Source organism: Nostoc mirabile CHAB5784 (genome assembly GCF_020829645.1).
Taxonomy (GTDB): Bacteria; Cyanobacteriota; Cyanobacteriia; order Cyanobacteriales; family Nostocaceae; genus Nostoc; species Nostoc mirabile.
Window position 1 is genome coordinate 12,408 of record NZ_JAIVFS010000081.1, and the last position, 25,426, is coordinate 37,833.

The 25,426-nt window shown below is 41.9% G+C and carries 24 protein-coding genes and 1 pseudogene; 9 read left to right on the top strand and 16 right to left on the bottom strand.

Features of this window, described 5'->3' with window-relative positions:
- Positions 1-179 precede the first annotated feature (179 nt).
- Positions 180-1,691: a hydroxysqualene dehydroxylase gene (locus LC653_RS32955; RefSeq protein ID WP_229498883.1), complete on the top strand. Its 1,512-nt coding sequence runs from the start codon at positions 180-182 to the stop codon at positions 1,689-1,691.
- Positions 1,692-1,798: 107 nt separating this feature from the next.
- Entirely contained in the window at positions 1,799-2,164 is a 366-nt protein-coding gene (locus LC653_RS32960) for a DUF6464 family protein (RefSeq protein WP_229498843.1), read from the top strand.
- A gap of 68 nt (positions 2,165-2,232) precedes the next feature.
- Here LC653_RS32960 and LC653_RS32965 read toward each other — a convergent pair whose 3' ends face one another.
- Together LC653_RS32965 and fmt are read right to left on the bottom strand one after the other, a co-directional pair.
- Positions 2,233-3,087 carry a fatty acid desaturase family protein gene (locus LC653_RS32965; protein ID WP_229498845.1) on the bottom strand — a complete coding sequence of 285 codons (855 nt, stop codon included), beginning with the start codon at positions 3,085-3,087 and terminating at the stop codon, positions 2,233-2,235.
- 176 nt (positions 3,088-3,263) lie between these two features.
- Positions 3,264-4,268, bottom strand: a complete 1,005-nt coding sequence (gene fmt, locus LC653_RS32970) for a methionyl-tRNA formyltransferase (protein ID WP_229498847.1) — start codon at positions 4,266-4,268, stop codon at positions 3,264-3,266.
- Positions 4,269-5,236: 968 nt separating this feature from the next.
- On the opposite strand from fmt, the gene LC653_RS32975 reads away from it, so the two are divergent.
- The 3 genes from LC653_RS32975 (at position 5,237) to LC653_RS32985 (ending at position 7,622) form a co-directional block, all read left to right on the top strand.
- Entirely contained in the window at positions 5,237-6,556 is a 1,320-nt protein-coding gene (locus tag LC653_RS32975) for a hypothetical protein (RefSeq protein ID WP_229498849.1), read from the top strand.
- Between the two features lie 474 nt (positions 6,557-7,030).
- Entirely contained in the window at positions 7,031-7,390 is a 360-nt protein-coding gene (locus LC653_RS32980; RefSeq protein WP_229498851.1) for a type II toxin-antitoxin system Phd/YefM family antitoxin, read from the top strand.
- Positions 7,391-7,415: 25 nt separating this feature from the next.
- Entirely contained in the window at positions 7,416-7,622 is a 207-nt protein-coding gene (locus tag LC653_RS32985; RefSeq protein WP_273768708.1) for a Txe/YoeB family addiction module toxin, read from the top strand.
- A 484-nt stretch (positions 7,623-8,106) separates the two neighbouring features.
- On the opposite strand, the gene LC653_RS32990 is transcribed toward LC653_RS32985, so the two are convergent.
- From LC653_RS32990 to LC653_RS33015, 6 genes are all read right to left on the bottom strand, one after another.
- The gene (locus LC653_RS32990; protein ID WP_267923291.1) at positions 8,107-8,562 is read right to left on the bottom strand and encodes a LabA-like NYN domain-containing protein; all 456 of its coding nucleotides are present in this window, start codon (positions 8,560-8,562) and stop codon (positions 8,107-8,109) included.
- Between the two features lie 120 nt (positions 8,563-8,682).
- Positions 8,683-8,970, bottom strand: coding sequence for a cell division topological specificity factor MinE (minE, locus tag LC653_RS32995; protein WP_229498855.1), 288 nt, complete (start codon positions 8,968-8,970; stop codon positions 8,683-8,685).
- Positions 8,971-9,006: 36 nt separating this feature from the next.
- Positions 9,007-9,813, bottom strand: a complete 807-nt coding sequence (gene minD, locus LC653_RS33000) for a septum site-determining protein MinD (protein ID WP_100900385.1) — start codon at positions 9,811-9,813, stop codon at positions 9,007-9,009.
- Between the two features lie 168 nt (positions 9,814-9,981).
- On the bottom strand, positions 9,982-11,022 hold the full coding sequence (gene minC, locus LC653_RS33005; RefSeq protein ID WP_229498857.1) for a septum site-determining protein MinC: 1,041 nt from the start codon (positions 11,020-11,022) through the stop codon (positions 9,982-9,984).
- A gap of 220 nt (positions 11,023-11,242) precedes the next feature.
- Positions 11,243-12,565: a four-carbon acid sugar kinase family protein gene (locus tag LC653_RS33010; protein WP_229498859.1), complete on the bottom strand. Its 1,323-nt coding sequence runs from the start codon at positions 12,563-12,565 to the stop codon at positions 11,243-11,245.
- A gap of 198 nt (positions 12,566-12,763) precedes the next feature.
- Complete coding sequence (locus tag LC653_RS33015; RefSeq protein ID WP_229498861.1) at positions 12,764-13,426, bottom strand: hypothetical protein; 663 nt, start codon at positions 13,424-13,426, stop codon at positions 12,764-12,766.
- Between the two features lie 543 nt (positions 13,427-13,969).
- On the opposite strand from LC653_RS33015, the gene LC653_RS33020 reads away from it, so the two are divergent.
- Positions 13,970-14,821 (top strand): hypothetical protein, encoded by an 852-nt coding sequence (locus LC653_RS33020; protein ID WP_229498863.1) that lies wholly within the window; start codon positions 13,970-13,972, stop codon positions 14,819-14,821.
- Between the two features lie 28 nt (positions 14,822-14,849).
- Here the strand turns inward: LC653_RS33020 and LC653_RS33025 are convergent, their stop codons facing one another.
- The 3 genes from LC653_RS33025 to LC653_RS33035 form a co-directional block, all read right to left on the bottom strand.
- On the bottom strand, positions 14,850-15,314 hold the full coding sequence (locus LC653_RS33025) for a DUF29 domain-containing protein (protein ID WP_229498865.1): 465 nt from the start codon (positions 15,312-15,314) through the stop codon (positions 14,850-14,852).
- 128 nt (positions 15,315-15,442) lie between these two features.
- On the bottom strand, positions 15,443-15,685 hold the full coding sequence (locus tag LC653_RS33030; protein ID WP_229498867.1) for a hypothetical protein: 243 nt from the start codon (positions 15,683-15,685) through the stop codon (positions 15,443-15,445).
- Between the two features lie 451 nt (positions 15,686-16,136).
- Positions 16,137-16,427, bottom strand: a complete 291-nt coding sequence (locus LC653_RS33035) for a hypothetical protein (protein ID WP_229498869.1) — start codon at positions 16,425-16,427, stop codon at positions 16,137-16,139.
- Between the two features lie 147 nt (positions 16,428-16,574).
- Here LC653_RS33035 and LC653_RS33040 point away from each other — a divergent pair, with 147 nt between their 5' ends.
- Positions 16,575-17,696: a Gfo/Idh/MocA family protein gene (locus LC653_RS33040; protein ID WP_229498871.1), complete on the top strand. Its 1,122-nt coding sequence runs from the start codon at positions 16,575-16,577 to the stop codon at positions 17,694-17,696.
- Between the two features lie 96 nt (positions 17,697-17,792).
- Here LC653_RS33040 and LC653_RS33045 read toward each other — a convergent pair whose 3' ends face one another.
- The 4 genes from LC653_RS33045 to LC653_RS33060 form a co-directional block, all read right to left on the bottom strand.
- Entirely contained in the window at positions 17,793-19,082 is a 1,290-nt protein-coding gene (locus tag LC653_RS33045; protein WP_229498873.1) for a Glu/Leu/Phe/Val family dehydrogenase, read from the bottom strand.
- Positions 19,083-19,184: 102 nt separating this feature from the next.
- On the bottom strand, positions 19,185-20,468 hold the full coding sequence (iscB, locus tag LC653_RS33050; RefSeq protein ID WP_229498875.1) for an RNA-guided endonuclease IscB: 1,284 nt from the start codon (positions 20,466-20,468) through the stop codon (positions 19,185-19,187).
- A gap of 851 nt (positions 20,469-21,319) precedes the next feature.
- Positions 21,320-22,465, bottom strand: coding sequence for a beta-ketoacyl-ACP synthase (locus LC653_RS33055; protein ID WP_229498877.1), 1,146 nt, complete (start codon positions 22,463-22,465; stop codon positions 21,320-21,322).
- A gap of 120 nt (positions 22,466-22,585) precedes the next feature.
- Positions 22,586-23,386 (bottom strand): peptidylprolyl isomerase, encoded by an 801-nt coding sequence (locus LC653_RS33060; RefSeq protein ID WP_229498879.1) that lies wholly within the window; start codon positions 23,384-23,386, stop codon positions 22,586-22,588.
- Between LC653_RS33060 and LC653_RS46485 the strand changes: the two genes are divergently transcribed.
- Positions 23,368-23,499, top strand: coding sequence for a hypothetical protein (locus LC653_RS46485; RefSeq protein WP_267923296.1), 132 nt, complete (start codon positions 23,368-23,370; stop codon positions 23,497-23,499). The genes LC653_RS33060 and LC653_RS46485 overlap by 19 nt on opposite strands.
- Positions 23,500-23,586: 87 nt before the next feature.
- Here the strand turns inward: LC653_RS46485 and LC653_RS33065 are convergent, their stop codons facing one another.
- On the bottom strand, positions 23,587-24,156 hold the full coding sequence (locus LC653_RS33065) for a photosystem I assembly protein Ycf4 (RefSeq protein ID WP_229498881.1): 570 nt from the start codon (positions 24,154-24,156) through the stop codon (positions 23,587-23,589).
- Positions 24,157-25,278: 1,122 nt separating this feature from the next.
- Here LC653_RS33065 and LC653_RS33070 point away from each other — a divergent pair.
- Positions 25,279-25,426: pseudogene (locus LC653_RS33070) on the top strand (photosystem II D2 protein (photosystem q(a) protein)); the annotation flags it as partial.

Below are 25,426 nucleotides of genomic sequence, written 5' to 3' on the forward strand. Positions count from 1 at the left end.
TTCTCCCCTCTCTGTGTTCTCTGCGTCTCTGTGGTTCGTTCATTTGGATAATTTATTTCTTGGAAGTCCCTTCAGCGAACCCGCAGGGTACGAAAACCGTTGTAATAGCAAGCCGTCATCTGATGAGAACGGCAAGTTCGTATACATTAGTTAATAGACTGCAACAATCGGAGGCTGGGATGGTAGAAGGGTCACAACAAAAACGGGTGGTAGTTGTAGGTGCTGGTTGGGCTGGTTTAGGAGCAACCTACCATTTGGCAAAACAAGGCTATGATGTGACGCTTCTAGAAGCAGGCCCCTATCCCGGTGGACTGGTGGCAGGTTGGCAAACAGCCGCCGGAAAATCTGTTGAAGCTGGCATTCATGGCTTTTGGTATCCTTACAAAAATATTTTTTCCCTAATTAATGAATTAGGAATTAATCCTTTTACTACTTGGACTCGTTCTTCCCAATATTCGCCAGCAGGTTTGGAAGTTGAATCACCAATTTTTCAAGACTTACCACGACTTCCCTCGCCACTGGGAACTTTTCTCTACACTCAATTTAAGCGGCTGCCACTAATTGACCGTCTCAGCGCCTTGCCTTTACTTTATGCTGTTGTTGATTTTGACAATTCTGATGCAGCTTGGCGGCGCTATGACTTTGTAACTGCCCGTGAATTGTTCAAAGATTTTAACGTTTCTTTCCGGCTTTACCGCGATGCTTTTGAACCAATGTTATTAGTGGGCTTGTTTGCGCCTGGCGAACAATGTTCAGCCGCAGCAACTTTAGGGATGCTTTACTTTTTTATTCTGGCTCATCAACCAGATTTTGATGTAGTTTGGTGTCGAGGAACTGTTGGAGAAAAGATATTTCGTCCTTGGGTGGAACGTATCGAAAAAGCTGGTGTGCGAGTATTACCCAAGCGTCGAGTTACAGATTTAATTGTTGATAGTAATCATCGAGCAAAGGGTGTCGTTTGCGGTGATGAAGTAATTGAAGCAGATGCTGTGATTTTTGCAGTTGGGATCACGGGTATGAAGAAAATTGTCTCAACTAGCCCTAGTTTACAAAGCCGTGAAGAATTCCGTAATTTGAGTAATTTAGGAGCAATTGATGTTTTAGCAACGCGACTATGGTTTGACCGCAAAATTGATATTCCTCGTCCTTCTAATGCTTGCTTTGGATTCGACACAAGTACAGGTTGGACGTTTTTTGATTTGAATGCTCTACATGATGAATATCGGGATGAGCCAGGAACAGTAATTGAAGCTGATTTTTATCACGCGAATCAGTTTCTCAATTTGAGTGATGAGGAGATTTTACCAATAGTTCAGGGTTATTTAGCAACTTGTGTACCAGCGTTTCGGGAGGCAAAGATCATTGATAGAAGTGTAATTCGGCTACCTCAAGCGGTGACTCACTTTGCACCTGGTAGCTATCGTTATATGTTGCCCGCTAAGACAAGTTTTGAGAATGTGTTTATGAGTGGGGATTGGATTGTGAACCGTCATGGTTCTTGGTCACAGGAAAAGGCTTATGTTACTGGTTTGGAGGCGGCGAATTTGGTAGTGTCTTATTTGGGAGAAGGTCAGCCATCTGAGATTTTAGCTGTAGAAGAGGATGAAGCGCATATCCAAGTGGCGCGATCGCTCAACCAAACTTTCCGTGACTTGGGCAAATCTATTCTACCTGAATTTTGGTTGCCCTAATCCGTAGGGATGCGAAGAGTTAATCATTAATTGTAATCTAAATTCGGTAAGCTAAAGAAAGCTATTGCGATACCATCCTTATAATGTAAATCAAATCACATAAGCTTATGGAGCCAGACTCTTTACAAACTGAGGTGATTCTGACGCATCCGCGTGAGTCACTCGGTAAAGTGCAACTTGATTGGACACCCCAACCCGGAAACTATCTCGATTTTGAAGGTAAAACCTACGCAGTTTTAGAACGCCGTCATCGATACCAACTTCAAGCAGGGCGCTACCGCTTACATAATATTGCCATTTACGTGCAGTCGGCTAAACGACCATCTGAAAAAAGTCTGGTAGGGGGACGTTGGGTAATTGGCGATGCTACCTGCTGCTACAATGCTCATTCAGAACTCATTCGCTGTGCAGTCAACCCAGAGGGTCCTTGCGAATCTTGCCGCTTTTATGAAAAGTTAGAAGTTACAAGTTAGGAGTCAAAAAGTTCAAACATGGTTTTGTAGCCGAGTCAGGAGGATGACCTCCTAACTTAGGCATCCACTTAACTGCGTGATAATTGTCTTGATAACTGTCTATAGACATCAAATAAACCGTATGAAATGTCTGAACTCTCTGGACACAAAACCTTATGTGACTCTGGTAGTTTGTACCAGGGAATAGTCGGGTAAAGATGGTGAAGATAGTGATACCCAGTATTATGAGTTAAAAGATTAATTATCGAGTTAAGGTTTGATCTCGTACCGGATACAGTATTAAAGTGTTCATGTACCTCAGACCAACATGAATAACAAGAATAACACCATACTAGGGGGACAAACCAGTATAACAGTAAGATTTGGATATGTCCTGATAAAAAGAAGCTGAGAACGACAACGAACCAAAACAGAAATATCTTAAAGCTGCTTTTGAACGGATGCCAGTCCAACTCTTTCATGTGAAGGTAGGCATCTTCAAAGAAAAGATAGGCAGCAAATCCCATTATAGGTTTAATAAATAAGACAAATAACAAATTTTTGCTTGGTTTGTATAAGCCCAACATTTCATAATATTTAGGTATGTAATCTTTATCGCTCCCAAAATAATTATGATGAGAAAAGTGGTGCTTACGATAAGTAGCTACTGTTCTAAAGACAGGAAAAGCATAGAGAAACTCTAACTTTTCATTCCAGATTTTTCTCTTAAATAAATTATTGTGTGTTGCTTCATGTACTAATCCTTCTCCGATAGCAAATTGAAAAATGCCGATCGCCCATACTGAAATCAAATAGACAAATATATTATTTATCCAAATGCTAAAAGCAGCAATCATAAAAATTGCAATCCAGTCTCTCAGCAAAGCTAGGAAAGCTTTAATATCGTTTCGTTCAATAAAGTCAATTGGTTTACTTTGATACATCTGTGCGTTTTTTAACAAATCAAATTACTAAACTGCTGAAGGCTAAGACGAGGGCGGTTAAGGAAAAGCATACAGAGCATACTATTATATACTACTAGATTGTGTTGAACTCAAGTAAACTGCCGTAAAAATCAGGATACCATTCAAAATTGTTACTGGTTTCAATTGACAATCCCTCAACTACCCGCACCAAAAACTTCTCCCACACTTAAGCGGGTACCATTAACAAAATCCCATCCCGACTGGGGACGTTTACCAGCTAGCTGAACTTCTCGCAACAGCAACAAACCTTCCCCAGTCTGGACGATCGCACCAATTCCTTTGGCAATGCTGACTACAACTCCTGGTTTGTCTGATGTATTTGACAAATCAGGCAATTTATGAATTAATTCTTGTAATTCTGGTGGTAGATCGCGATCGCCTACAGAACCAAGGGGAGCAGAAGCGGTGATTTTCAGCAGGTTGTCACGAAAGCTAGCGGTGCAGTTAGGGTAAAAGCCTCTGATTTGATTGTGTAATTGCATAGCACTTTTTGACCAATCCAAAGCATAATCTTGTTTTTGAATCAGAGGTGCATAAGTAGCTGCTAAATTATCTTGGGGAATTGGCTGAATTTCCTGGCGTTCCAACTTCAGCAGAGTTTCTACCAACAAATCCCCACCGATCGCAGCTAGTATAAAGGCTAAATCTTGGGTATTATCTAGTAATCCAATCGGTGTAGTCGCTATTTGTAGCATTGGGCCGGTATCCATCCCTACATCCATTAACATTGTCGTGATCCCCGTTTCCCTTTCACCGTTGTACAAGCACCACTGAATCGGCGCTGCACCCCGATATTTGGGTAAAATCGAGCCATGCACATTAATGCAGCCCAACTTTGGCATATTTAGGATTTTTGACGATAATATCTGTCCATAGGCGACAACAACAAACACATCTGCATCTAACTGTTTGAGTTGGTTTAAAGTTTCGGTGTCTTTTTTCACCCGTTCGGGTTGCCATACTGGTAAGTTGTGAGCAGTAGCGATCGCTTTTACCGGTGTTGGCGTAAGCTTATTTCCGCGCTCCCGGCGTTTATCTGGTTGTGTGACAACTGCCAACACCTCAAATTCTGGATGATTCAATAACTTTCCCAACGTGGGTACAGCAAACTGCGGTGTACCAAAAAATACAATTTTCATTAATAATTAGTTGTTAATCGTTAGTGATTAATTAATGGTAAATAATATCGGCTGTTTGGTGGTACAATATTTTCGTATTGGTGAAACAAAAGCCTGCAAGATTTAACTTAAATAGTTAAGTTAAGAAGTGTAACAAGTAGTACCGCAAGGTGGAAGTCAGCCCCTTTGGGAAAGTCAAAAGTCAAAAGGCTTTAATTTTTTTAGGCTTTATGGCTTTAATGAAATGGTAGGTTTGTTTCTGCCGACCTGTAGTAGTATCAACTGCATCTGCCTTTAGTGAACCTAATCGTTTAGTGGTGTTTCGTCACGAGCCGCTAGAGCATCTATCGAGTAAATTTTGTTGTGTTCCTGATAATTTGCCGCTAATTGGCGTTAAATGCAATTGGGTTTCTAAAAAACTATTGCGTCTTCTAACTATTTCTGTAGTTAAGATTGCAGTTTATAAGTTTGGGTTGCTGACAGCAGTATTTTCTGAGTATGATGTATTGTGCGTCTGCTTTACCAGCTTTTCACTTAACGCCTCACGTTTACCATTATGAGGGTTTGCCCTCTTATATTAGTGTGTAACCTGGCTTGTTTGTTGTGTACTAGCGATCGCTAGTACGATCCCCAATAGCCGATTTATCTCACTCTTGGTTGCCAGGGTTACTATAGGCTGAATATCCCTTGACTAATACCTATTTTTGGTGTGGTTAGGTATAGCAATTGCAACATTACATATTGTGTAGTAATTACTGTCTTTTCAGCATATTTACTAGACTCGCATATTCCTGTAAAAAAACATCCACTACCTGAGTAATAAAAAGTGTAGATAATGATACTTAATTATTTTTGTAAAACTCTGCAAACTTTGTAGAAAATAGATCGTCAAAGTTTTTAGTTTCTTGTTATACATATAATTACTGCCTGCCCATTGCTGCATAGGTATTGCTTCTCACATAGCAACCGCCCCTCTAGAGAGTCTACAAATGCTTAAATCCCTTTTGCTGTCAGGATGGTTCCGCGCCCAACCATTTCTCAATTACGTTGTCGTTGTGATACTGCTCGCACCCTTGCTAGGGGCATCGGCTCACTCGTTCCCGGTAAAATCCGAAGTAACTAAACTAACTTCGATGACTGGAGATTCTGACTCTGTATCAAAGGAAATAGCTGTAGTTGGGGAACCTGAGATAGCCGAAATATCAAAAACAGAGCAAACCAACTTTTTAACAGAAGAATTTGATGTGCCAACACAAAGTACTGCCCTCCAGGAACCGCAAGTATTACTAGCTGATAAAATTGAGTCTTTGGCTCAAATAGATAGTTCTGTGTCAAGCAGCGATTTAACTATTCCTGATACTTTGGCAGCAGTTGAACTCGCACCATTAACTGATGTTCCTGTTAGTCAGCTTAATTTAATCCGAAAACTCAAAGCTGCTAATATCAAGTCTTTGAAAGGACAAGAAAATTATTTCCTCAAAGAAAAATCTTTTACTGAATCATTGACAGCAACTCAAGTAGCACCAACTCTTAGAGAATCACAACCAACCACAACAACGGAAATACCTGTTTCTGAACCCCGTGATGAGTCCCAAGCAGAACAAATAGATCCCATAGGTAGTCCTCATCCTATTCCTTGGAAATGGATTACAGCAACTCAAGAGGCTATTGGTTCCAAGGGTGGTTCGGGAGTGCGTCACTACCGCAGCGTACCCGTGGTTTCTCCAGATGGGAAATATGCAGTTTATAGCCGGGTGCAACTGGAGGTAAAACCAGAAATGTACAACAGCCGTGTCACCAGCGTTCTGTTTGTCCAAGATATGCACACCAAGAAGTTGTGGGTGATGGCTTCAACTACTCCTGTTAGCGATCCTTTATTAAAGGTAAAGGCTGTAAAGGGGGCGTCGTCAGAAGAAACTGAGCCGAGTGGTAAAATTGGGGTATTAGTTCCAGTTAGCTGGTCAGAAAAAGGCGATCGCTTCTTAGCACGTAAGTTTGAAGGTATATTTAATACGGGTGATTCTACAGATAGTGCAGTGATTTGGGATCGGCAAAAAAATCACGCTAACACAGTTGCTCCTGCAAATGAGGAAGATGAGCATGAGAAAATTGCAGTATTGTTAGGCTGGAGTAAAAGGCAACCGGATCATGTATTGTTCCGTGCAGGTGAATTAGGTGATGAAAACTGGCCACTAATGCAAGTTGCTAATGATGGTAAGACTGTACCCACAACAGACGAAGATCAGCCGATTACTTTTGGTAAAAAGGTTACAGAAATTTGGGCAGGCCCACAAGTAGCCTACCGATAATTTATTAAATATCTTATATACTCCCATTGTCGTCACTGCTGACAACGGGAGATTTTTTTTGGCGTTGCATAAAATAGAAATGATTCTTGTGGGGTGGGCATCCTAACACTAGTGTCAACTTAAGCAAAACCCCTTTAAAACTTCGTTCCACTGTTAATATAAAGTTTCCGAAACATCGCAGACGTTCATCTACCTTGCCATAATCCGTATTAGGGTGCGGCGACTGGCATAAAATTTGACTATTCAAAACTTTTCAAACCCCCTCTTAGACTGTAGATCCTGTAATCTACAGCCAGCCTACAATATTTTTGACCCCAATTAGTCAAAATTGCTTGACCAGGTTTTTTGAAAATTTTACTTTATCAATTTCTGTTATGTTACGATAAAAGCATCAACCTGTACAGACTTTGTGTACAGGTTAATCGAGAATGTACTTAATTCAATTTACAAGTAAAAACGGAACTTTTGATACTTATGGTTTCTGCTAGTTATACTTACACACAAGCACGAGAAAAGCTGTCTGAACTGTGCCAGAAAGTTACTTCAGAACGCGATTTTGTAATCATTACACGTCGTAATGCTGAAAGTGTAGCCTTAATACCTGTTGATGAACTTTCTAGTATTCTAGAAACTGCTCATCTTTTACGTTCTCCCCGTAACGCTGAACGTTTGCTAACAGCTTTAAATCGAGCTAAATCAGGAGTTGTGAAATCTCAAACCTTGGATGATCTTAGTAAGGAGTTAGGATTTGACCAAAAAGAAGAACCTCAAAAACCAATCAAAACAAGAAATTCCAGCAACTCCAAAGCAAAGAAAAACAGTATTTCAACCTGAATTTTTAGAAGACTTAAAATTTTGGGTGGAAAATGATCAACGAGTTACCCTTAAAGTTTTGGATCTTGTCAAAGAGACTTGCCAAGATCCTTTTAAGGGGAAAGGTAAGCCGGAACCTTTAAAATATTTAGATCCTAATACTTGGTCTCGCCGTTTAACACAAGAACATAGAATTGTATATCTTGTAAAAGATGATGAAATAAATTTTTTACAAGCTCGTTATCATTATTAACTATTAATTATCCCAAAATATAAGTAGCATTATTTAGTCTTGCGTAGCTTGCCGTCGTAGGCATCGCCCAACAGTTCCAACACTCCAAAAATATTTACTTGGTGACAAGCCCTCCTCAATATCCTAGCTGCTGAGTTATAAGTGGGTATGCAAAAATATTTATGTCATTGCAAAGGAAACGAAGCAATGCCAAACCCTTGTGATTGCTTCGTTTCGCTACACTCAGAATGTATATTTAATTTTGCATAAATACTTAGCTAATTAGAAGAGTGACAAGGAAATCAGTTTGCTTATTCTTCTCAACCAGAGTGCGTATATCCCAAAAGTCAATATAGTGAGTTCCTGCCACGGCTCTAATATCATGTCCGCTTGATTACTTATTAAACCCGAAGAACCCCACCCCTTAATCCCCTCCCCGCTCTTCGGGAGGGGAGACAAAGCGTAGCTTTGGCGGGGTGGGGTGCAATGACTGTGGGAATCATAACTAATTATGCGGACATGATATAATTTCTTCTGCTACTACACCATTTGTTGACATAACAAAAAAGCGTTTGCCTCTTGCCCTTAGAAGCTGAAGGGGGCGTTCAAAATCACCATCACCACTGATTAAAACAGCCATATCATAATGATCAATAGTGTTAAACATATCTAGCACTATTTCGACATCTAAGTTTGCTTTTTGTTTTCTAGTCCCATCAGAAAGCAGAATATTCTTTAAAGTTTTTGTGACCAACGTATAGCCCATAGTTGGCAATGCTTTTAAGTAAGCTTCCTGTCTAGCTTCTGGAGGAGCATCTACACCCATATAATAAAACGCATCAACCAATTCGCCTTTTGTTCTTACAAAATCCAAAATTTTCTTTGGGTCTGTCCACCACCTCAAACAATCTCTCTGCATATAAAAGAAGTTTGCACCATCTAAGAAAAGGCATACTCGCATTTATTTACCTAGCTTGTTGGACAAGACTAGTGTTCCCTTACTTGATTATTTTCTAACACTTAACTCAAAAGCGTTCGCCTGTTGTCCTATTCCTATCCTCTAAGATTAAAACTATAGAGACTAATCACCCCTTTCCCATTCAGGTATGGTTCCTTTGACTCGGCGGATGGGCAAATTAGCAATTAAAGCTGTTGTTCGTTGGTTGCTTTCTAAGGAGAACTCTAAGCCCTCCGTCTCAACTTCGACATAGCGACAGACTACATCTAAGATTTCTTTCCGCATTTTTTCCAACGTTTGAGGGTCTATATCAGCGCGATCATGAGCAATCACCAATTGCAGGCGACGTTTAACTTGAGTTCGACTGCTATCAGTACCGCGAGAAAAAAGTCGTTCTAGAAGTTCAATCATTACGAATAGGTCTGGCGCGGAGACTGGAAAAGTAAGTTAAACAATCTTTGTCCTAAACAACCTTCGTATACGGGCGAAGATGCTGTCTTGGGACGAGTCGATCTCCAGAAATTCGACACTTTCCCCTTCTAATCTACGAGCAATGTTTTCAAAGGCTGTGGCAGCTAAAGAGGGATTTTCTGCTAACACTAAGGGTTCGCCGCGATTGGTAGATACAATAACACGCTCGTCGTCAGGGATTACCCCGATCAGGGGGATGGCGAGAAGTTCCTGAACATCTTGCACTGACATCATATCATTTGCCTGCACCATTGCGGGTCTTATACGGTTAATTATTAAATGAACACGCTTGATACCTTGTGCTTCTAGTAACCCCACTACCCGGTCAGCGTCACGAACTGAGGAAATTTCTGGTGTGCTGATAACTAGCGCTTCTTTTGCCGGGCCGATCGCATTTTTAAACCCATTCTCAATGCCGGCGGGGCTATCGATGATCACGTACTGATATTTTTGCGCCAGTGCATTCACCAATAACTTCATCTGTTCAGGCGTGACTGCATCTTTAGAGCGATTTTGGGCTGCCGGCAAAAGTACGAGATTGGGTTGGCGCTTATCTTTCACCAAGGCTTGTTCTAAGCGGCACTCTCTGGCTAAGACTTCCACCGCAGTATAGACGATGCGGTTTTCCAGCCCTAGCAGCAAATCCAAATTTCTCAGACCAAAATCCGCATCAACCAAGGCAACTTGACGCCCCATTTTGGCTAAAGCCATGCCCAGATTTGCTGAAACTGTGGTTTTACCCACTCCTCCTTTGCCGGAGGTAATCACAATAATGCGAGTCATGATAGAAATGCAGTCAATAAGGGTTCAGAAAATATAAAACAGTAAATTGCAGTATAAAGTATGAAGTATCGTATCAAGTATGAAGAAATATCTGGTCTCCCTGATCAGGGCGAGGCATGAATATTTATGTTATTTCATCTTTATCTACTTCATCCTTTAAGTAAATATTTATGGCTCTTGATTGCTGTTGGTGAATTGGTTTCTCGAAAAATCAGTAGCCCTAGCGATGCGAATTCCTTGGGGCGTAATATGTGCCACCTCTGGAGAAAACTGCATTGGCGGTTTTTCTGGTGCCCTAGCTACAGCATCTGCGATCCGTAATTGAGTTGGTTCCATTTGCAAGGACATAATCAGACACTCACGATTGCCTCCAGCACCAGCATGAGCGATTCCACGTAGGCGACCCCAGATGATAATATCTCCATCTGCAATTACAATACCACCTGGATTTAAATCTCCCAAGAGAATTACTGTACCAGGATGACGAATTTCTACTCCAGAGCGGACTGTCATCTCTAAATAGAGGGCATCTGCCTGGGGTATAGCTGTGGCTTTTGGCTCGGAATTCAGGGAAGTTACGGGCTGTAATTGTTCTACAGAATACCCAGATGTGACGGCAGCGATCGCAGTTTGCCGACGACTAGTCGAGACTGAGATTAGCCGGAGTTGGACTTCAATCAAAGCCTCGGCGAGTTCTTGGAGTTGTCTGGCATCTACTAGGCGGTCTTGTGCCATTAGATGCACAGGAGTATTAGATATCCGAAAGCGATCGCCTGCATTTAAACGCTGTCTTATTTGTTGCCAAATATCAGACCAACTGAGTTCTGAGGTAGATACTTGAGATTCCGGGGGCAGAATTAATAACAGCCGTCCCTCCTTACTTTTTAACTGGACTTGAGTATTGTCATTTAGGCGATGCCCTGATATTGCTGACTCATTGGGATTTAAATCAGTAAGAATAAAATCTGATGCCGGATCAGTATTTGAATCTACATCTGGGTTAGCAGGATTTGACTCTACATCCGCAAGGACAGTATTTGATTTTAAATAAAGGAGGACAGAATTTAACTCCGCATCCGGGGGGATAGAATCTGACTCTACATTAGAAACAGTGAGATTTACCTCTACCTCAGAAGGGATAGAGTTTGCTTCTGCATTAGGAAGTGCAGAATTTGACTTTAGATCGGGAACCGCAGAATCAGAAGTCATGAAGTACTAGCCAAAAGACAAAGGATGCACAGATTTTGGATTTTAAATTTGGGATTTTGGATTTGTATTACCTACAAGGGGTGAAAGTGCGTAGCAAGACGTTAGTCTGGCATGAACCAAAAGATTATTTAATCTAAAATCGTTCGACTGAGCGACTTGTGCCGAGCAACTTGTACTGAGCGTAGTCGAAGTAAGCCGAGGTAAGCCGAAGTCTCAAATCTCAAATTGCCAGGGTCAACCTCTGATAAACTGTCCCCAAGGCATCAGCATCGCCAACGTTACCGGGAAACAGCACCACAGGTAAATCAGGAAACTGGGGATGATCGGATGGCGTTAACACCATTGAACAACCAGCTAAAATTTGACCGAGTAAACGGGCTGAAGTTAAAGCTAGTCCAGTACTCAAGACATCATTAGAAGTAATACCACCCTTGCTGATTAAGAATCCTATATCAGATGGTAAACCACGCACAATATCCATCAATAAACCTGAAACTTTTTCTCCAAACTCCAATCGTGTGTTGACATCTTTAAAACTCAGTTCCTGACGGCTAGTATAAACCACTGGTGTTTTGCCAGCCTCGTGTGCCGCCCGTGTACTTTCTTGAATTTCAGTTAGCAATGCCGCAGATTGATTTGCATCATCAAGTAATCGTGCTACATTCACTTCGATTCCCACCGTTCCTTCTACTTGCAATAGCGCCTCTAATTGCTGGGTAGTCTTTTTCACATGGGAACCAACAATCACTGCACCTGGTTTGCCTTGTAGCACGTACTGCGCCATCTTTTCGGCGGCAATGGGTTGGGGTGGTAAAGCGGCTAAAGCCGTTAAAATACTTGCTGCACTGCGAAACAGAAAGCGTTTCCCTTGACTTGCTGCTGCTAATATGTCTACTGCAAAGCGGTTGAGATCATCTTGAGTTTCACCATCTACAACAGCGCACTGATTACCACTCAGTTGTAACAAACGTTCTAAACTACCAGCGCGAATATCAGCTAGGAGAAACCTTTCTACAGCTTCGGCACTAATTCGTCCTTGAGTCTTTTCTTCGACGTACTTGGGTAAGTAACTGTGATGGTATCTGAAGACTGAATCACGGGCAAATTCAGTTTCATGCACTGGGGTGGGTACACCGCCAATAATCAAATAATGAACGCTGTCACGAGTGATGCGTCCACCCTCAAAAAAAGCTGGTACAAGAAAATGAGCATCAAAAGGGCCGAGTTCTTGTGCGATCGCATCAGTTTCAATGGGATAATGTCCCCGCAAAGTAGAATCAGAACGGCTGACAATCAAAAAATCGTCAATTCCTTCAGCATTCAAAGCTATTTTCAGGTTATGGCAAACTTCTTTAGTGACAGATGCAGCTGACTCTGGCGTTAGCGATCTAGTATTAGTCAGCACAAAGAAAATCGGCGAATCATCTTGCAACCCGGTGCGTAAAGTGTCCACATCCCAGTGCATTAGCAGCAAGCAGCTGTGGACTGTTTGAGAACCTGTAGGGTCATCATCCAGGACAATTATTTTTGGTTTGTTGCTCATTTAGGTCAACGGGGCAATTGTTTTTTAGGAAAGTTCGGATTTGGAAAGTATTTTGCTAAACATCAAAGCAATCGAAACCTAACCCCCTACCCCCTTCCCTTGTAGGGAAGGGGGGAAGATTCAAAGCCTCTCTCCTTATAGGAGAGAGGAATGGAAGTGAGGTTTCTTAGTATATTTTGTGACTTATTAAACATCCACTTAGCCTTTGTGCAATTTTCTGATTTCTGCTTGTACATCGATCGCAATTTGCAATGATTGATTTAGCAGTTGAGCATATTCGCCTGCTTGACTACTAACTTGTAAAGCTTGCAGACTGGCTAAATTATTCACAAATAACTCTTGGTTATTAGCAAGCAATTTTTTATTATCCCGCAAAATTCGCTCTGTTTTCAGAGCGCGAACTAAATCTTCTCTAATCAGTTGTAGGGCGGCGGTTACTTGATCTCGGTCATGGAAACTGCTTTCTACGTTTCCTGATGCTGCTAATTGGTCATTAATATCGATGGCGCTAATCAGATCATGATATTTATCAACTTCATCTAAAAGTATTGTCAGTCCTTCGGGACAGGTCAACTGTCGCCAGAGCCATCGCCCCACTAATATCGGCATTGGCACTAAAATGAGTAAAAGAATTCCTAGTCGAATTGAAGAACCAATTGTTGGCAGAATAATAAACGCGTAAACAAAACCAACAATTATTGGCGTTAGCGCCAGCGTCACCAGCATTTCATTGATAAAAAACCCTAATCGCTTCTTGCTATCTCGCAAAACCGAGGGGCGAAAAACGTCTTCTGGATCGAATCCAGTCAAACGTCTCAGTTCCCCCTTACTAATTTCCAAGCCTATTAAGTCCGGCTGCACGGCTGGATAACTCCTATGGAAGCCCAAGTTGCGTATTTATTTTAATCGGGTTTGGTAGAGAAGCAATGGATGGTTACGTATAGTTATGATAAAAAGCAGATTGGGGAACACGATTAGATCAAGCTAAAAAGCATTTGCACTTATTTTCTGCTCTATTTTAGATACAATGCAGTACTTGTGTAGGCGATCGCGTTTAAGCGGATATCAAGTTGAGTATTATGACCACAGAACCACGATTAATAACTTTCGATAAAGAGTTTTTGCAACACAATACCCTTGGGTTAAGAATAATTGTAGATTGAGTTGAAGGTCGTGAAACCCAACAAAGGCTTGAAAACGTTGGGTTACCCTGCCTTAAGCCCCTTCTCTACGAGACGCTCCGCGAACGGGTCTACGTTCCTCAACCCAACCTACATAATTTAATTTTTTGGGCTTAACCCAAGCGTATTGTTTTGGAACATCCCTCGCTCCTTACGATGCCCTGAGCTTTGCCGTTGGGTAGGCGTGGTATCTCTTGGACAAATGACAAATGACAAATGACTAATGACTAATGACTCAAAACTAAATTATCGACCGCAAGCCGCCGATACCAGTATCGATGCCGATACTTATCTGTTTTTTCAGTTGCGAAAACTCTCACTTGAACAACGAATAAAAATGTTCGCGGCTCATGAACGTGGGGTAAAAAAACTTTGCCTTGCAGGAATTAAATCACGACATCGCAGTGCTTCCAAGGAGGAAATTCGTTGTATATTTGCGCGTGCAATGCTTGCAGAAAAATTCTCTCCAAACTTGCAGTTAATTGGTGTTGATGAAAGTATGTGGATTCAAGATTCCATCTCGCTAGCAGGCGAACTCCATCAACTTTTTGAATCAATAAATATACCTTATTACGTTAGTGGAGGTGTTGCTAGTTCAATTCACGGGGAACCTCGCTCGACACGGGATTTAGATTTGGTGATTTCAGTTCAACCCGGCCAAATCGATTTGTTGGTGACGACACTGGAAACAGCAGGATACTATTGTCCAGCAGGGGCGGTTGAAGATTTGAAGCGAGGATACGAGCGAATGCTCAACATCACACATACCGAAACCATAGCTAATGCCGATCTGTACATTACTGATGATTCACCATTTGCAGTATCGCAGATGGCACGTCGAATATTGCCAGATTTAGATGGGATACCTCAATTTTGGGTGGCTTCGCCAGAGGATACGATTTTACAGAAGTTGTGGTGGCGGCAAAGTAGTCAATCTGAAAAACAGTGGCGTGATGTATTGGGAATACTCAAGTTGCAAGCACAAAGTTTAGACTACACTTACCTTATAGAGTGGGCGGAAAGTTTAAATTTGGTTGATGTGTTGAGTAGGGCATTGACTGAAGCTGGTATTTAATGATCATATTTGCCAAATCGCACCATTTTTACTCAGGAAACCAGTTTTCATCTAAAATTTGTTCTAAAGAGCCAAGCAGTGCAACAGGGAATGTATCAATGGGAAGTTGAGAGCGATCGCTTGCTTCTTTCCTTGCGTCTTGATAACATTCATCAAATATTTCTAAAATGTAAGGTTTAAGACTAGGACTATCATTGAGTTCATCCTTAATCTCTCTACGGAATGTCCTGATTTCCCCTTTCCAATGCCCTTCATTGCGCTCCCGTTCCACATCCCAGTATGTGAGCTTAAGCAGATGTTCAAAAAGTCGAATTAACAGACTTTTCACCATTCGCTTCTGGCTCCTGCCCATATTTTCTAATTCTTCTAACAAATTATCTAAATCTACAGATGAAAACTGACCAGCGCGAAGTTGGTTGATGGTTGTCCTCAGCCAAAGGTAATAATCTTGGTCGTATAAAGTCTGACTTTTTGGTTCTACTTGTATCACCATACAGTTGCTAGATTCCTATTTTTTGGATTAAAAACTGTGTGTTTTATACATCAATTGTGCTTCAGGTTTTGAATACCAAAAATCGCCTCTAATCTTTCACCAAAAGAAGAATATCCTCTGTAACACCATCATAATAAAGAAAGTTGAGTCGTTGATTGATTATATAACAATACGCTTGGGTTAAGGATTTTAGGTATGTAGAGACGTTGCATTGCAACGTCTCTACTCTGTGTGTGAATTAACGATGCTCCCGGTTGTTTCAGGCCTTTCTTAATTCTTCTGCGATCGTAAATAGACCATAATAAAGCAGCATTTACAACAGGCGATCGCTGAACTACGGGAGCATCCCAAATGTGTAAGTTAGAGGTCATTTATAAAGTAAATATTAAGTAGGGTGTGTTACGGCTATGTAAAGATTTGAGCGTTTGAGAGAGTAGGAATTAGCCGTAACGCACCGTATTAGTGGTGCGTTACGCGCTGCTTTAACGCACCCTACTAGCGTGTCAAGGCTAAAATGTTGCAATAAATTAGCGCTAAAAACATTGAATTTAAAAGTTCAAAGCCCATTTTATAATGCACAACTTTAGCCTTGACACGCTACTACTAGCGTGGCAAGCTTAAAATAGTGCATTAAACGTAGACGTAGGTTGGGTGGAGCGGAGCGCAACCCAACATATATCAGGATGTTGGGTTACGCAAAGCCTCCACCCAACCTACATTATTTTTGCAACATTTTAGCCTTGCCACGCCACTACAATTTAAGGTTTACTTTATAAATCATCTCTTATATCAAACTCACGTTATGAATTGTTATTGCGAACACTACGCTACTGCTTCATATCCTACGGGTTCTCCAAAGGAGTACGCAATGATAAACATGGTAAAAATAGTAAATCCTGCGATGATTAAGCCTGCTGTAATTGCGCCAAATGTAGTCTGACGTAACCGCTTAATTTCTCGCTCCAACTGATGACTCTGTTCTACATTGATTATCTTCTGTGCATCAGGCTGTTGTTTGATCTTGTCGAGTAAATCTTGAGCTAACTGAAGCATCTTTAGGTCATTATCCATCATGCTGAGGTTATGAATTTCAGTTAAGGTGCAATACCGCAAATATTCCTTAAGTATAAACTAAAGCTTACTGAAAGAATGAGGTTTTAATTTACCAAGTCATTCAGAATATACGAGATTCCATTCATCAACCTCCAAATTCTCAGACCTATAAATTACAAAAGTATTCCTTCATTAGAGAGTAGAAAAATGACTGCTACAAATGATAAGCGCAAAATTCGTTACGCCGTTGTTGGTTTAGGTTGGTTTGCCCAAGAAGCTGCTTTACCTGCGTTTGCCCACGCCGAAAACTCAGAATTAGTCGCACTTGTTTCAGATGACCCGACTAAAAACGAAGAACTGAGCAAAAAGTATGGTGTAGAGCATACTTACTCCTACGAGGAGTATGAGGACTGTCTGGCAAGCGGCGAGGTTGATGCAGTTTATATTGCGTTACCGAATCACTTACATTGCGACTACACTGTGCGGGCTGCTAATCAGGCAATTCATGTATTATGTGAAAAGCCAATGGCAGTAACAGAACAAGAGTGTGAGGCAATGATTAAAGCTGCCAATGATAATAATGTGAAGCTGATGATTGCCTATCGCTTACATTTAGAAGAAGCCAATTTACAAGCAGTCGAAATTTTGCGCTCAAAGCAAATTGGTGAACCACGGATTTTCAACTCAGTTTTTACTCAGCAAGTAGAAGAAGGCAATATTCGTTTACGAGATGTTACAGGTGGTGGGACGCTCTATGATATTGGCATTTATTGCATTAATGCTGCACGTTACCTATTTCAAGATGAACCAATTGAAGTATTTGCTGTAGCTGCCAATAACGGAGAACAACGCTTCAGCGAAGTGGAAGAAATGGCTAGCGTCATCTTACGTTTCCCTAATGAGCGATTGGCAACATTTACCTGTAGCTTTGGAGGAGCAAGTGTTTCAACCTATCAGATTGTAGGTACTCAAGGCGATTTACGAGTAAAACCTGCATATTCTTGGCAGGGAGAAATCAAGCACTACCTGACAATTAATGGTGAAACCCAAGAGCGTACCTTTGAGGATCATGATCAACTAGCGGCTGAATTTACCTACTTCTCTGATTGTATTCTCGAAGATAAAGACCCAGAACCATCGGGGACGGAAGGGTTGATTGATGTTAGTATCATTCAAGCGCTTTACCAGTCAATTGAGAAGGGTCAACCTGTACAGATCCAAACTCGCGATCGCCATCAACGTCCCACATCGGATCAAACTATTGAGCGTCCTCCTAGTGACCAAAAGCCAGACCTGATTCATGCTGCTGAACCTTCTGGGCAGTCATAAGGTTGGTTTAAGAGTAGGAATATCAGGGCACAATATATTGTTGTGCCCCTACATCTGTGGTCTATTCAATTAAAAACTGCTGTGTATGCCTAAATCTTAAGGATAAAGACCTCTGTCAGTCAGCGCCTGAGCTACTCTACCCACCCCTAAAGTGTAAGCAGCTAATCGCAGAGGAATTTGCCGTACCTCCGACTGATGAATCACCCGATGGTAAGCTTGTACCATCAAATGCTCCATTTCGCGGTTAACACGCTCCTCATCCCAGAATACGTAGGAAAGACCCTGCACCCACTCCAAATAACTAACTACCACACCGCCAGCATTCGCCAAGATATCCGGTAGCACTGTTACACCCCGCGCCTCTAACGACAAGTTAGCCTCAAGGGTAATCGGCCCATTAGCCGCTTCTGCGACAATTCGCGCTTGCACTTGATTCACATTTTCTTCAGTGATTTGGTTTTCTAAAGCGGCTGGTATTAAAACATCGCAGGGTAAAGTTAATAAATCTGCATTGCTAATTGGTACAGATTGCGGGAAACCCATAATACTCTTGCGATTTTCAGCAGTGTAGATTTTCAACTTGGGAATATCAAGACCGACTTCGGAAAATACTCCTCCAGCACCCGTTGAAACAGCGATAACTTTCGCGCCTGCAAGATGTAGTAATTCTGCTGCGGCACTACCAACGTTACCAAAACCCTGAATGGCTACTCGCACTCCTGCTAAAGATTTACCTTGCTGTGCCAGCGCCTCACGGACAATAATCATCACGCCCCGTCCGGTTGCCATTTCCCGTCCCAGTGAACCACCAATAGAAAGCGGTTTCCCAGTTACAACCCCTGGCACAGCATGACCAACATTCACAGAGTAAGTGTCCATCATCCAAGCCATCTCACGGGACGAAGTACCCATATCTGGGGCAGGAATATCTACGGCAGGCCCAATATCTTTAATCAACTCGCTGATATAACGGCGGGTGATTCGCTCTAATTCGCCAACACTGTAACGTTTTGGATCTATGGGAATGCCACCCTTCCCACCACCGTAAGGAATACCTAACAAAGCACATTTCCAGGTCATCAGCATTGCTAGAGCGGATACTTCCCGCAATGTCACAGCGGGGTGGTAACGAATCCCGCCCTTATAGGGGCCTAAAACATCGGAGTGCTGCACGCGATGTCCAGCGAGAACTTGTATTTCCCCATTATCCAGTTTCACGGGAATGGAAACCGTGACAACCTTACGCGGGTGGCTGAGAATTTCCAGCAAACCCTGATTTAAATTTAATTCTTTAGCTGCCGCTTCTAAGTAGCTACACGCTTGATCAAATGGGCATATATGCCCTGGAGAAGCTGGTTCTGGCAGCAACAGTGATTTTGAAATCATAAAATTTTCTCCTAATCACCAAATTCCTCGCCCCGTGGAGAGCAAGTGCATTTATGCATGGGGGTAAGGGGCAGGCGATTTTAATCGCTTATCAGTTTAGTTTCAAAATGCGTATGAGTAACCATCTTTTTTATGAATTGCTGAACAATATTTGTAGCTAATACCTGCAATTCTTCCCATTTTGGTAGCGATATCAAAACTGCCTGTTGCACGACACAGAACACGTCCAGCATATTCGCCAACTTTTTTGCCATTGGTAACAACCGCTTTAATAATGTCTCCGGTTTGAAAACCAAAATGGATTTGTTTATTTGTGCGGTGACGATTCGGAAATCCAAACTTGTCAGTACCGCACATTTGGCGAGTACCATGACCGAAAGCTTTTATTAACAATGGTTTGACACCTTTGATATTCAGAATTGGTGTTGATTGACCAACACAAGCTGCATCTAACCAGTGAGTCTTTTGTAGGTTTTGCTGACTACGATTAAACTTTGTGTTACCTCCTGTTCCTGTTTCTACGGGTAGTCCAGTTGATTTTAAAGCTTCTAACAATGCCCATCTAGTTGTATTAACTGCTGCTGCATCAGCCAATGGTTTTTTAGCTTGACTTAATATTTTCTGCAATTTAACTGGGTCTTTTTTAATAAAATCTTTGATGTCTTTAGAACATTTCTTTAAGTTGCATTTCTCGCAACTTAAAGTGAGATTTGTGATTGAGTTAGAGCCTCCTTTTGCTCTTGGATGAATGTGTTCAATCTGAAGTGGAATGTCTTTAATCCCGCAATAAGCACATTGTCTATTCCACTTTTCTAACAGAAACTCCCGTGTTTCGTAGCCAGCAAGTGTACCTTGTTGGTACTCGTTCCCTTGGATATCAGGGTTGCGTATTAATTGCATATCGAAATGCACTAATTCTTGGCTAATAGCTTGAATTGGTGTAAGTTTACGTAACTTCTCAACCCAAGTTTTGATATTGTCAACACGACTTTGTAGGCTAGGTGCTAACCAACCTTGTGGACGTGTTCTATTTAAAAATCTTGGTTGTCTGTAACGAGTAATTCTTGCCCGTCTACTGCGTCTTAACTGGCGTCTTGTGGTTAAAACGTCTCGAATTGCAAAACCTCTATGCTTTAATTCAGCAGCAAATACAACTTCCCCCGTGGAATCATTAACTAATGCTATTCCTGTAAACTTTGCGCCTGGGTCAATCTTTAATCTGAGTGCGGATGCGGGAGTTTCTGGGCGTGATTCTTTCAAAATAATTGTGAACGGGAACCATCTATAAACTGCTGCTTTTTTGTTTCGCAATAGCTGTCTAGCCTGTGCTGAATGAATTGGGCTTAACGGTCGTTTTTCTGAATCAATTACAAAAATTTTGGACATAAGTCCCTCCTTGCGGGTAATGTTAGCTTCGACAATGTTTAGAGTCGGTAACTATCCAAACAGCACTTCCTTAACCCTTGTACAGATGTTTAACTGTCCGGTTCTAGAGCAGGGAACTAGCTTCGCATCCCCTGGTAGGTCTTAAACTCTTCCTCTAAACGAAGTACTCAAGGTACTTAGTCTGGTCAGATGGACTTTTTCAAGCCCTCGGCTTTAGCCGCGGGGTTTCTGACGGTATCTTTACGAACCGGATCTCATATATGCCTAGCTTATCCTTGTTTTTTGGGAAAATAGGAATATTGTAGTTTTTGTTACATTTTTATATTTTCTTCGACTTAGCAAATTGAAGAAGGCAGTTCTTGCAGGAGGCAGAGGCGAAGGTAAAGAAAGTAGAATGCCCAAAAAGCTTGTGGTTAAAGGATTTTATCACTCCAGTAAGAACTGCTCCTGAGTACTCAATTCTTACAAATTTGGTTGAATCCTCGTAAATTGGCAAAGGTATTGCAAAACTTGTAAATGTTTCAACGTTAGCAACAATTGTTTGAGCATTTATAACTAACGCTTAAGCAAAACTTGTAAATGTTGCAACGTTAGTAACAATTGCTTGAGCATTTGCAGCAATTGCTTATATCTTTGCAAGAAATGCTTAAGCAAAACTTATAAATGTTTCAACGTTAGCAACAAATGTTTAAACCTTTGCAACAAATATTTATATATTTGCAGCAATTGATTATACATTTGCAAGAAATGCTTAAGCAAAACTTATAAATGTTTCAACGTTAGCAGCAATTGATTATACATTTGCAAGAAATGCTTAAACAAAACTTATCAATCATATTTGACAGACTATTTCACCTTGCTAATGCGATCGCTGCATTCTGTCCACCAAAGCCAAAATTTAAACATAATACCTGCCGAATTTTACTTAGACGTGCTGCTGTAACGATATCTAAATCAAACTCTGGCTGGTGCAATCCTACACAAGGAGGTAAAATTTGATGCTTTAAGGCCATGAGAGAAAAAGCCACACCTAAGGCTCCAGATGCTCCTAGTGTATGACCTGTGCTTCCCTTGGTGGAACTAATTGCCACGCCTTGAGGAAACAAACGCTGGATTACCATACTTTCCATCTGGTCATTTAGCTGGGTAGCTGTGCCATGAGCATGAATATAATCGATATCGCCTGGTGAGAGACAACTACGTTCTAGACATTGTTTGATGGCAGCGATCGCACTTTTCCCTTCAGGTTCTGGTGAATTAGCATGATATGCGTCGTTAGTTAAGCCAAAACCGAGAATTTCACCATACACTTTTGCTTGACGCTGTTTTGCCAACTCTGCTGATTCTAAGACAAACACAGCTGCGCCTTCGCCCAACACTAAGCCTTCCCGGTACAAATCAAAGGGATAAGCCCCAGTTTTCGCCAAAGCACCCATCTGCTGAAACCCAGCCAAAGTTAAGGGTGTAATTGGTGCTTCCACTGCGCCAGCGATCGCCTGTTGACATTGCCCAGTTTGTATAAGCAAAGCTGCTTGAGCGATCGCCCAAATTCCAGTAGCACAAGCTGCCATCGGTGCTAAAACCATTCCAGATGCACCGATTTGCCTGGCAGCTGCGATCGCATTCATGTAAGGTAATGTATCTAGCCAATTTCCAAAAGAGGACACGGGCAAATTTGCCGCGTCTTCATACATTTGTCGCGCCAGCATTTCCCAAGACGCTTGATAAGAGCGACTCGATCCAATGACTACAGCACAATCAGTTAAAGGTGAAACTAACCCAGAATCTTGCAAAGCAGAAGAAACAACCATCTGAGTCAACATTGTCAACTCAGATGGTTGTTGACCAATTAAACCTAGAGGAAGTGATATAAGTTTTGGAAATGGTTGATGTAACCGAATTCCAGATTTACCTGCGATTAAATTTCGCCAGCTATCCTCTAAGCTTCCACCCAAAGCGGAAACTAGACCAATACCAGTAACACAAACCTTAACCAATCTGAATTTTAGGAGTAAAGAATCTTCCGCTATTCAAACATTCAATTCTTCATTTTGAATTTTGTTAGCGTAGCGTTAGCGAGTCCGCGAGCGTCATTTTGAATTTTGAATTGATTTCTCCTACTGCCCTGGTGTTTTCAGATTTTCAGCACCTTGGGTGACTTTAGCAGAGTCAATGCGATCGCCTTGCTGAATTTTGTTCACTACATCAAAGCCTTGAGTGACATTGCCAAACACGGCGTAGCTACCATCTAAGAAGGCTAAATCCGCTAAAGCAAAGTAAAACTGGGCAGAAGCGGAGTCTGGTGATTGCGATCGTGCCATCGCTACTGCACCCTGTTTATGGGGCAATATTACGGCTTGAGCAGTGGCATCAAAGGGTTTATTGTAAATTGGAGTATCTGAACCTTTTGACTTAATTTCTAAAGGTATATAACGAGCATTTCCCGTTTTTGGGTCAATATAACTACCTGTTCCCAGTCTATCTGCTGAAACTTTCGGGTCTTTGCTTTGGGGATCGCCCCCTTGAACTACAAACGGTTGGGGTTCACGTACAACTCGATGGAAAGCTAAACCATCGTAGACACCCTTCTGCACTAAATCTACGAAGTTGCCAGCTGTAATGGGGGCATTAGTGCCGTCTACTTCGATAGTAATCGGTGAGCCTTTAACCGTTAGCACCACAGTAGCCTTACCTTCAAGGCGTGGTAAATCTGCCAGTCCAGGAATACTTTCAGTATTAGTTTGAGATACAGATGTTGCTTCACTAGTTGTCTTGGTGCTTGCCTCGCTTGTGGTCGAGGTAGTTGCCGATATTGGAGAAGATGTATTAGAAGCGACTTGCTGTGTTGAACATCCTCCCAACATCAAGGCACTGATGATCATAAGAGAAAGCAAAAATTGTGAAATTTTTAACCGCATTGCCTGTTACCGATTTAACCAGAGTATCTTATCGTTTTCAGGAGCATTGGGAATTGGGCATTGGGAATTGGGAATTGGGGATTGGCGATTGGCGATTGGCGATTGGCGATTAGCGATTGGGTAATTCCATTGTCCTCCAGTCCCCAATCCCTAGTCCCTAGTCCCTAGTCCCCAGTCCCTAGTCCCTCATCCCCAATCCCTTACAGTCCTTCTAATGACACTCCCAAAAAGCGGGCTAATTTTGCGCCTTCTGTTTCCAACTCTGTTAAAGATAACGGTTGTCCAACCCGTGTTAAGGGTATATCTCGCCGGCCCTTAATGCGTAGATAGAGGGCGCGAAGGGGATTAAGACCTTCTTTGACGGTTATTCGCACAGATTGCACATCTTCTATGCGTCCGTCAATCTCAATTCGGCGGTTTTTACCAGGAAATCCCCAACGGAATATTTTGATTGTGCCAGTTTCCTGATTAAATTCGTTGTAACCGCCTCCCACGTCCCATAAAATCACTAGCCACAGGTATGTAGCTAATAGCAAGCCAGCAGTACCATATAGCCCCATTACCAATCCTTGGGGGACGAATACCAGTTGAGTTGGATCGGAAACTATGAGTAAATTAACTTTTAAATAACTGGATATCCCAGCCAATAAAAAGCCGCTTGCTCCCAAGGTAACGATAGTTGCCCAGCTGTAATTACTGAACCGACGAGAACCGAGAACATTTTGATGCAGGAGGCGATCGCCTTTGTTAATCGTTGTTGATGCCGTCATTGAACTACCATTGCCCCGTGAGATACTCGCTGTCACATACTTGCACACTTAATGCTCTTGCATAGAGTGTGTGCTTCTATACCAATCCGGCTATTGCTTAGGAGGCACTGAAGCTTTGTTTTAAGTCCACGGTATACTTTACCGCAGACGATGAATTTTTTATCCTGTACCCTACAAATTTTACTGTCCCGGATGATGGCTTACTTGCACTATGGGACAAACCACTTAGGCTATTTGTATTAGTCAAGATGTGCCAACTTCCTTTCCCCTTGTCCAACGTTTCACATAGTTTTTCCAGAGGTGTATCAACGACTGTGGCGGCGAAGTAACCATCCACATTTTACCAAACATTGTTGACAAAAACTCAACTGCCCCCTTCCCTGTTCCTGCTACTTAATATAATTTGTTAGGGCACTAAGTCTTAAATTTCTTCACTCAATGGCTGATAAAAATTCTTTTTCCCCAAATACGGTTCGGATAAGCAGGGGAGGCAGGGAAGGCTCAAGAGCCAGAGGGTTATTGTTCAGTAAGTAAGTCGGCACAATAAAAGCAAACTGTGTAAAGAAAAGTAAACAAGGCTCAAACTCTTTTTCCCCCTGCCCCCTGCCCCCTGCCTTATCCCAACGATAATTATTTACGCCGACCTACTTAATTCTTTTCTTCCCCTACTTCCCCTGCCCCTCTGTCCTCTGTCCTCCCTGCTCCCTGCCTGTTTTTCACCTTTTGGGAATGAGTTCCCTATCTACGTCGAGGTAGACTAAATTTTTTTACATTTCTGAGAAAAGTTGTGTCAAATTGTAAAATTTCTGATATTCATATTATTTATAAGGTTTGTGTTTCATGACTGATTTGCTTCTGTGTATCAGGCAAAAACCCTGAGTAGTATGATAAGTTAAGAATCATTAAGTTACCACAAGCTAGATTACTAGCTGATGGTACGTGTAATGGCATAAAGAAAGAAAAATGCTGATTAGTGAAATCAGGATTTCTCTCAGAATCTCAGTTGCTTTCACGCTGTTGAGATTGTCAAAAAAAACGTTAATTCCTCATGGCAGTCGGTTACACTGGCTCTCCGCACTGTCTTAGAAACGTTGCAATTTTAGTAAAAAGAGGATTAGTCTAATGACCATCGCAGTTGGACGTGCCCCCAGTAGAGGGTGGTTTGACGTTTTAGACGACTGGCTCAAGCGCGATCGCTTCGTATTCGTAGGTTGGTCAGGGATACTATTGTTCCCCTGCGCCTTCCTAGCACTAGGCGGTTGGTTGACCG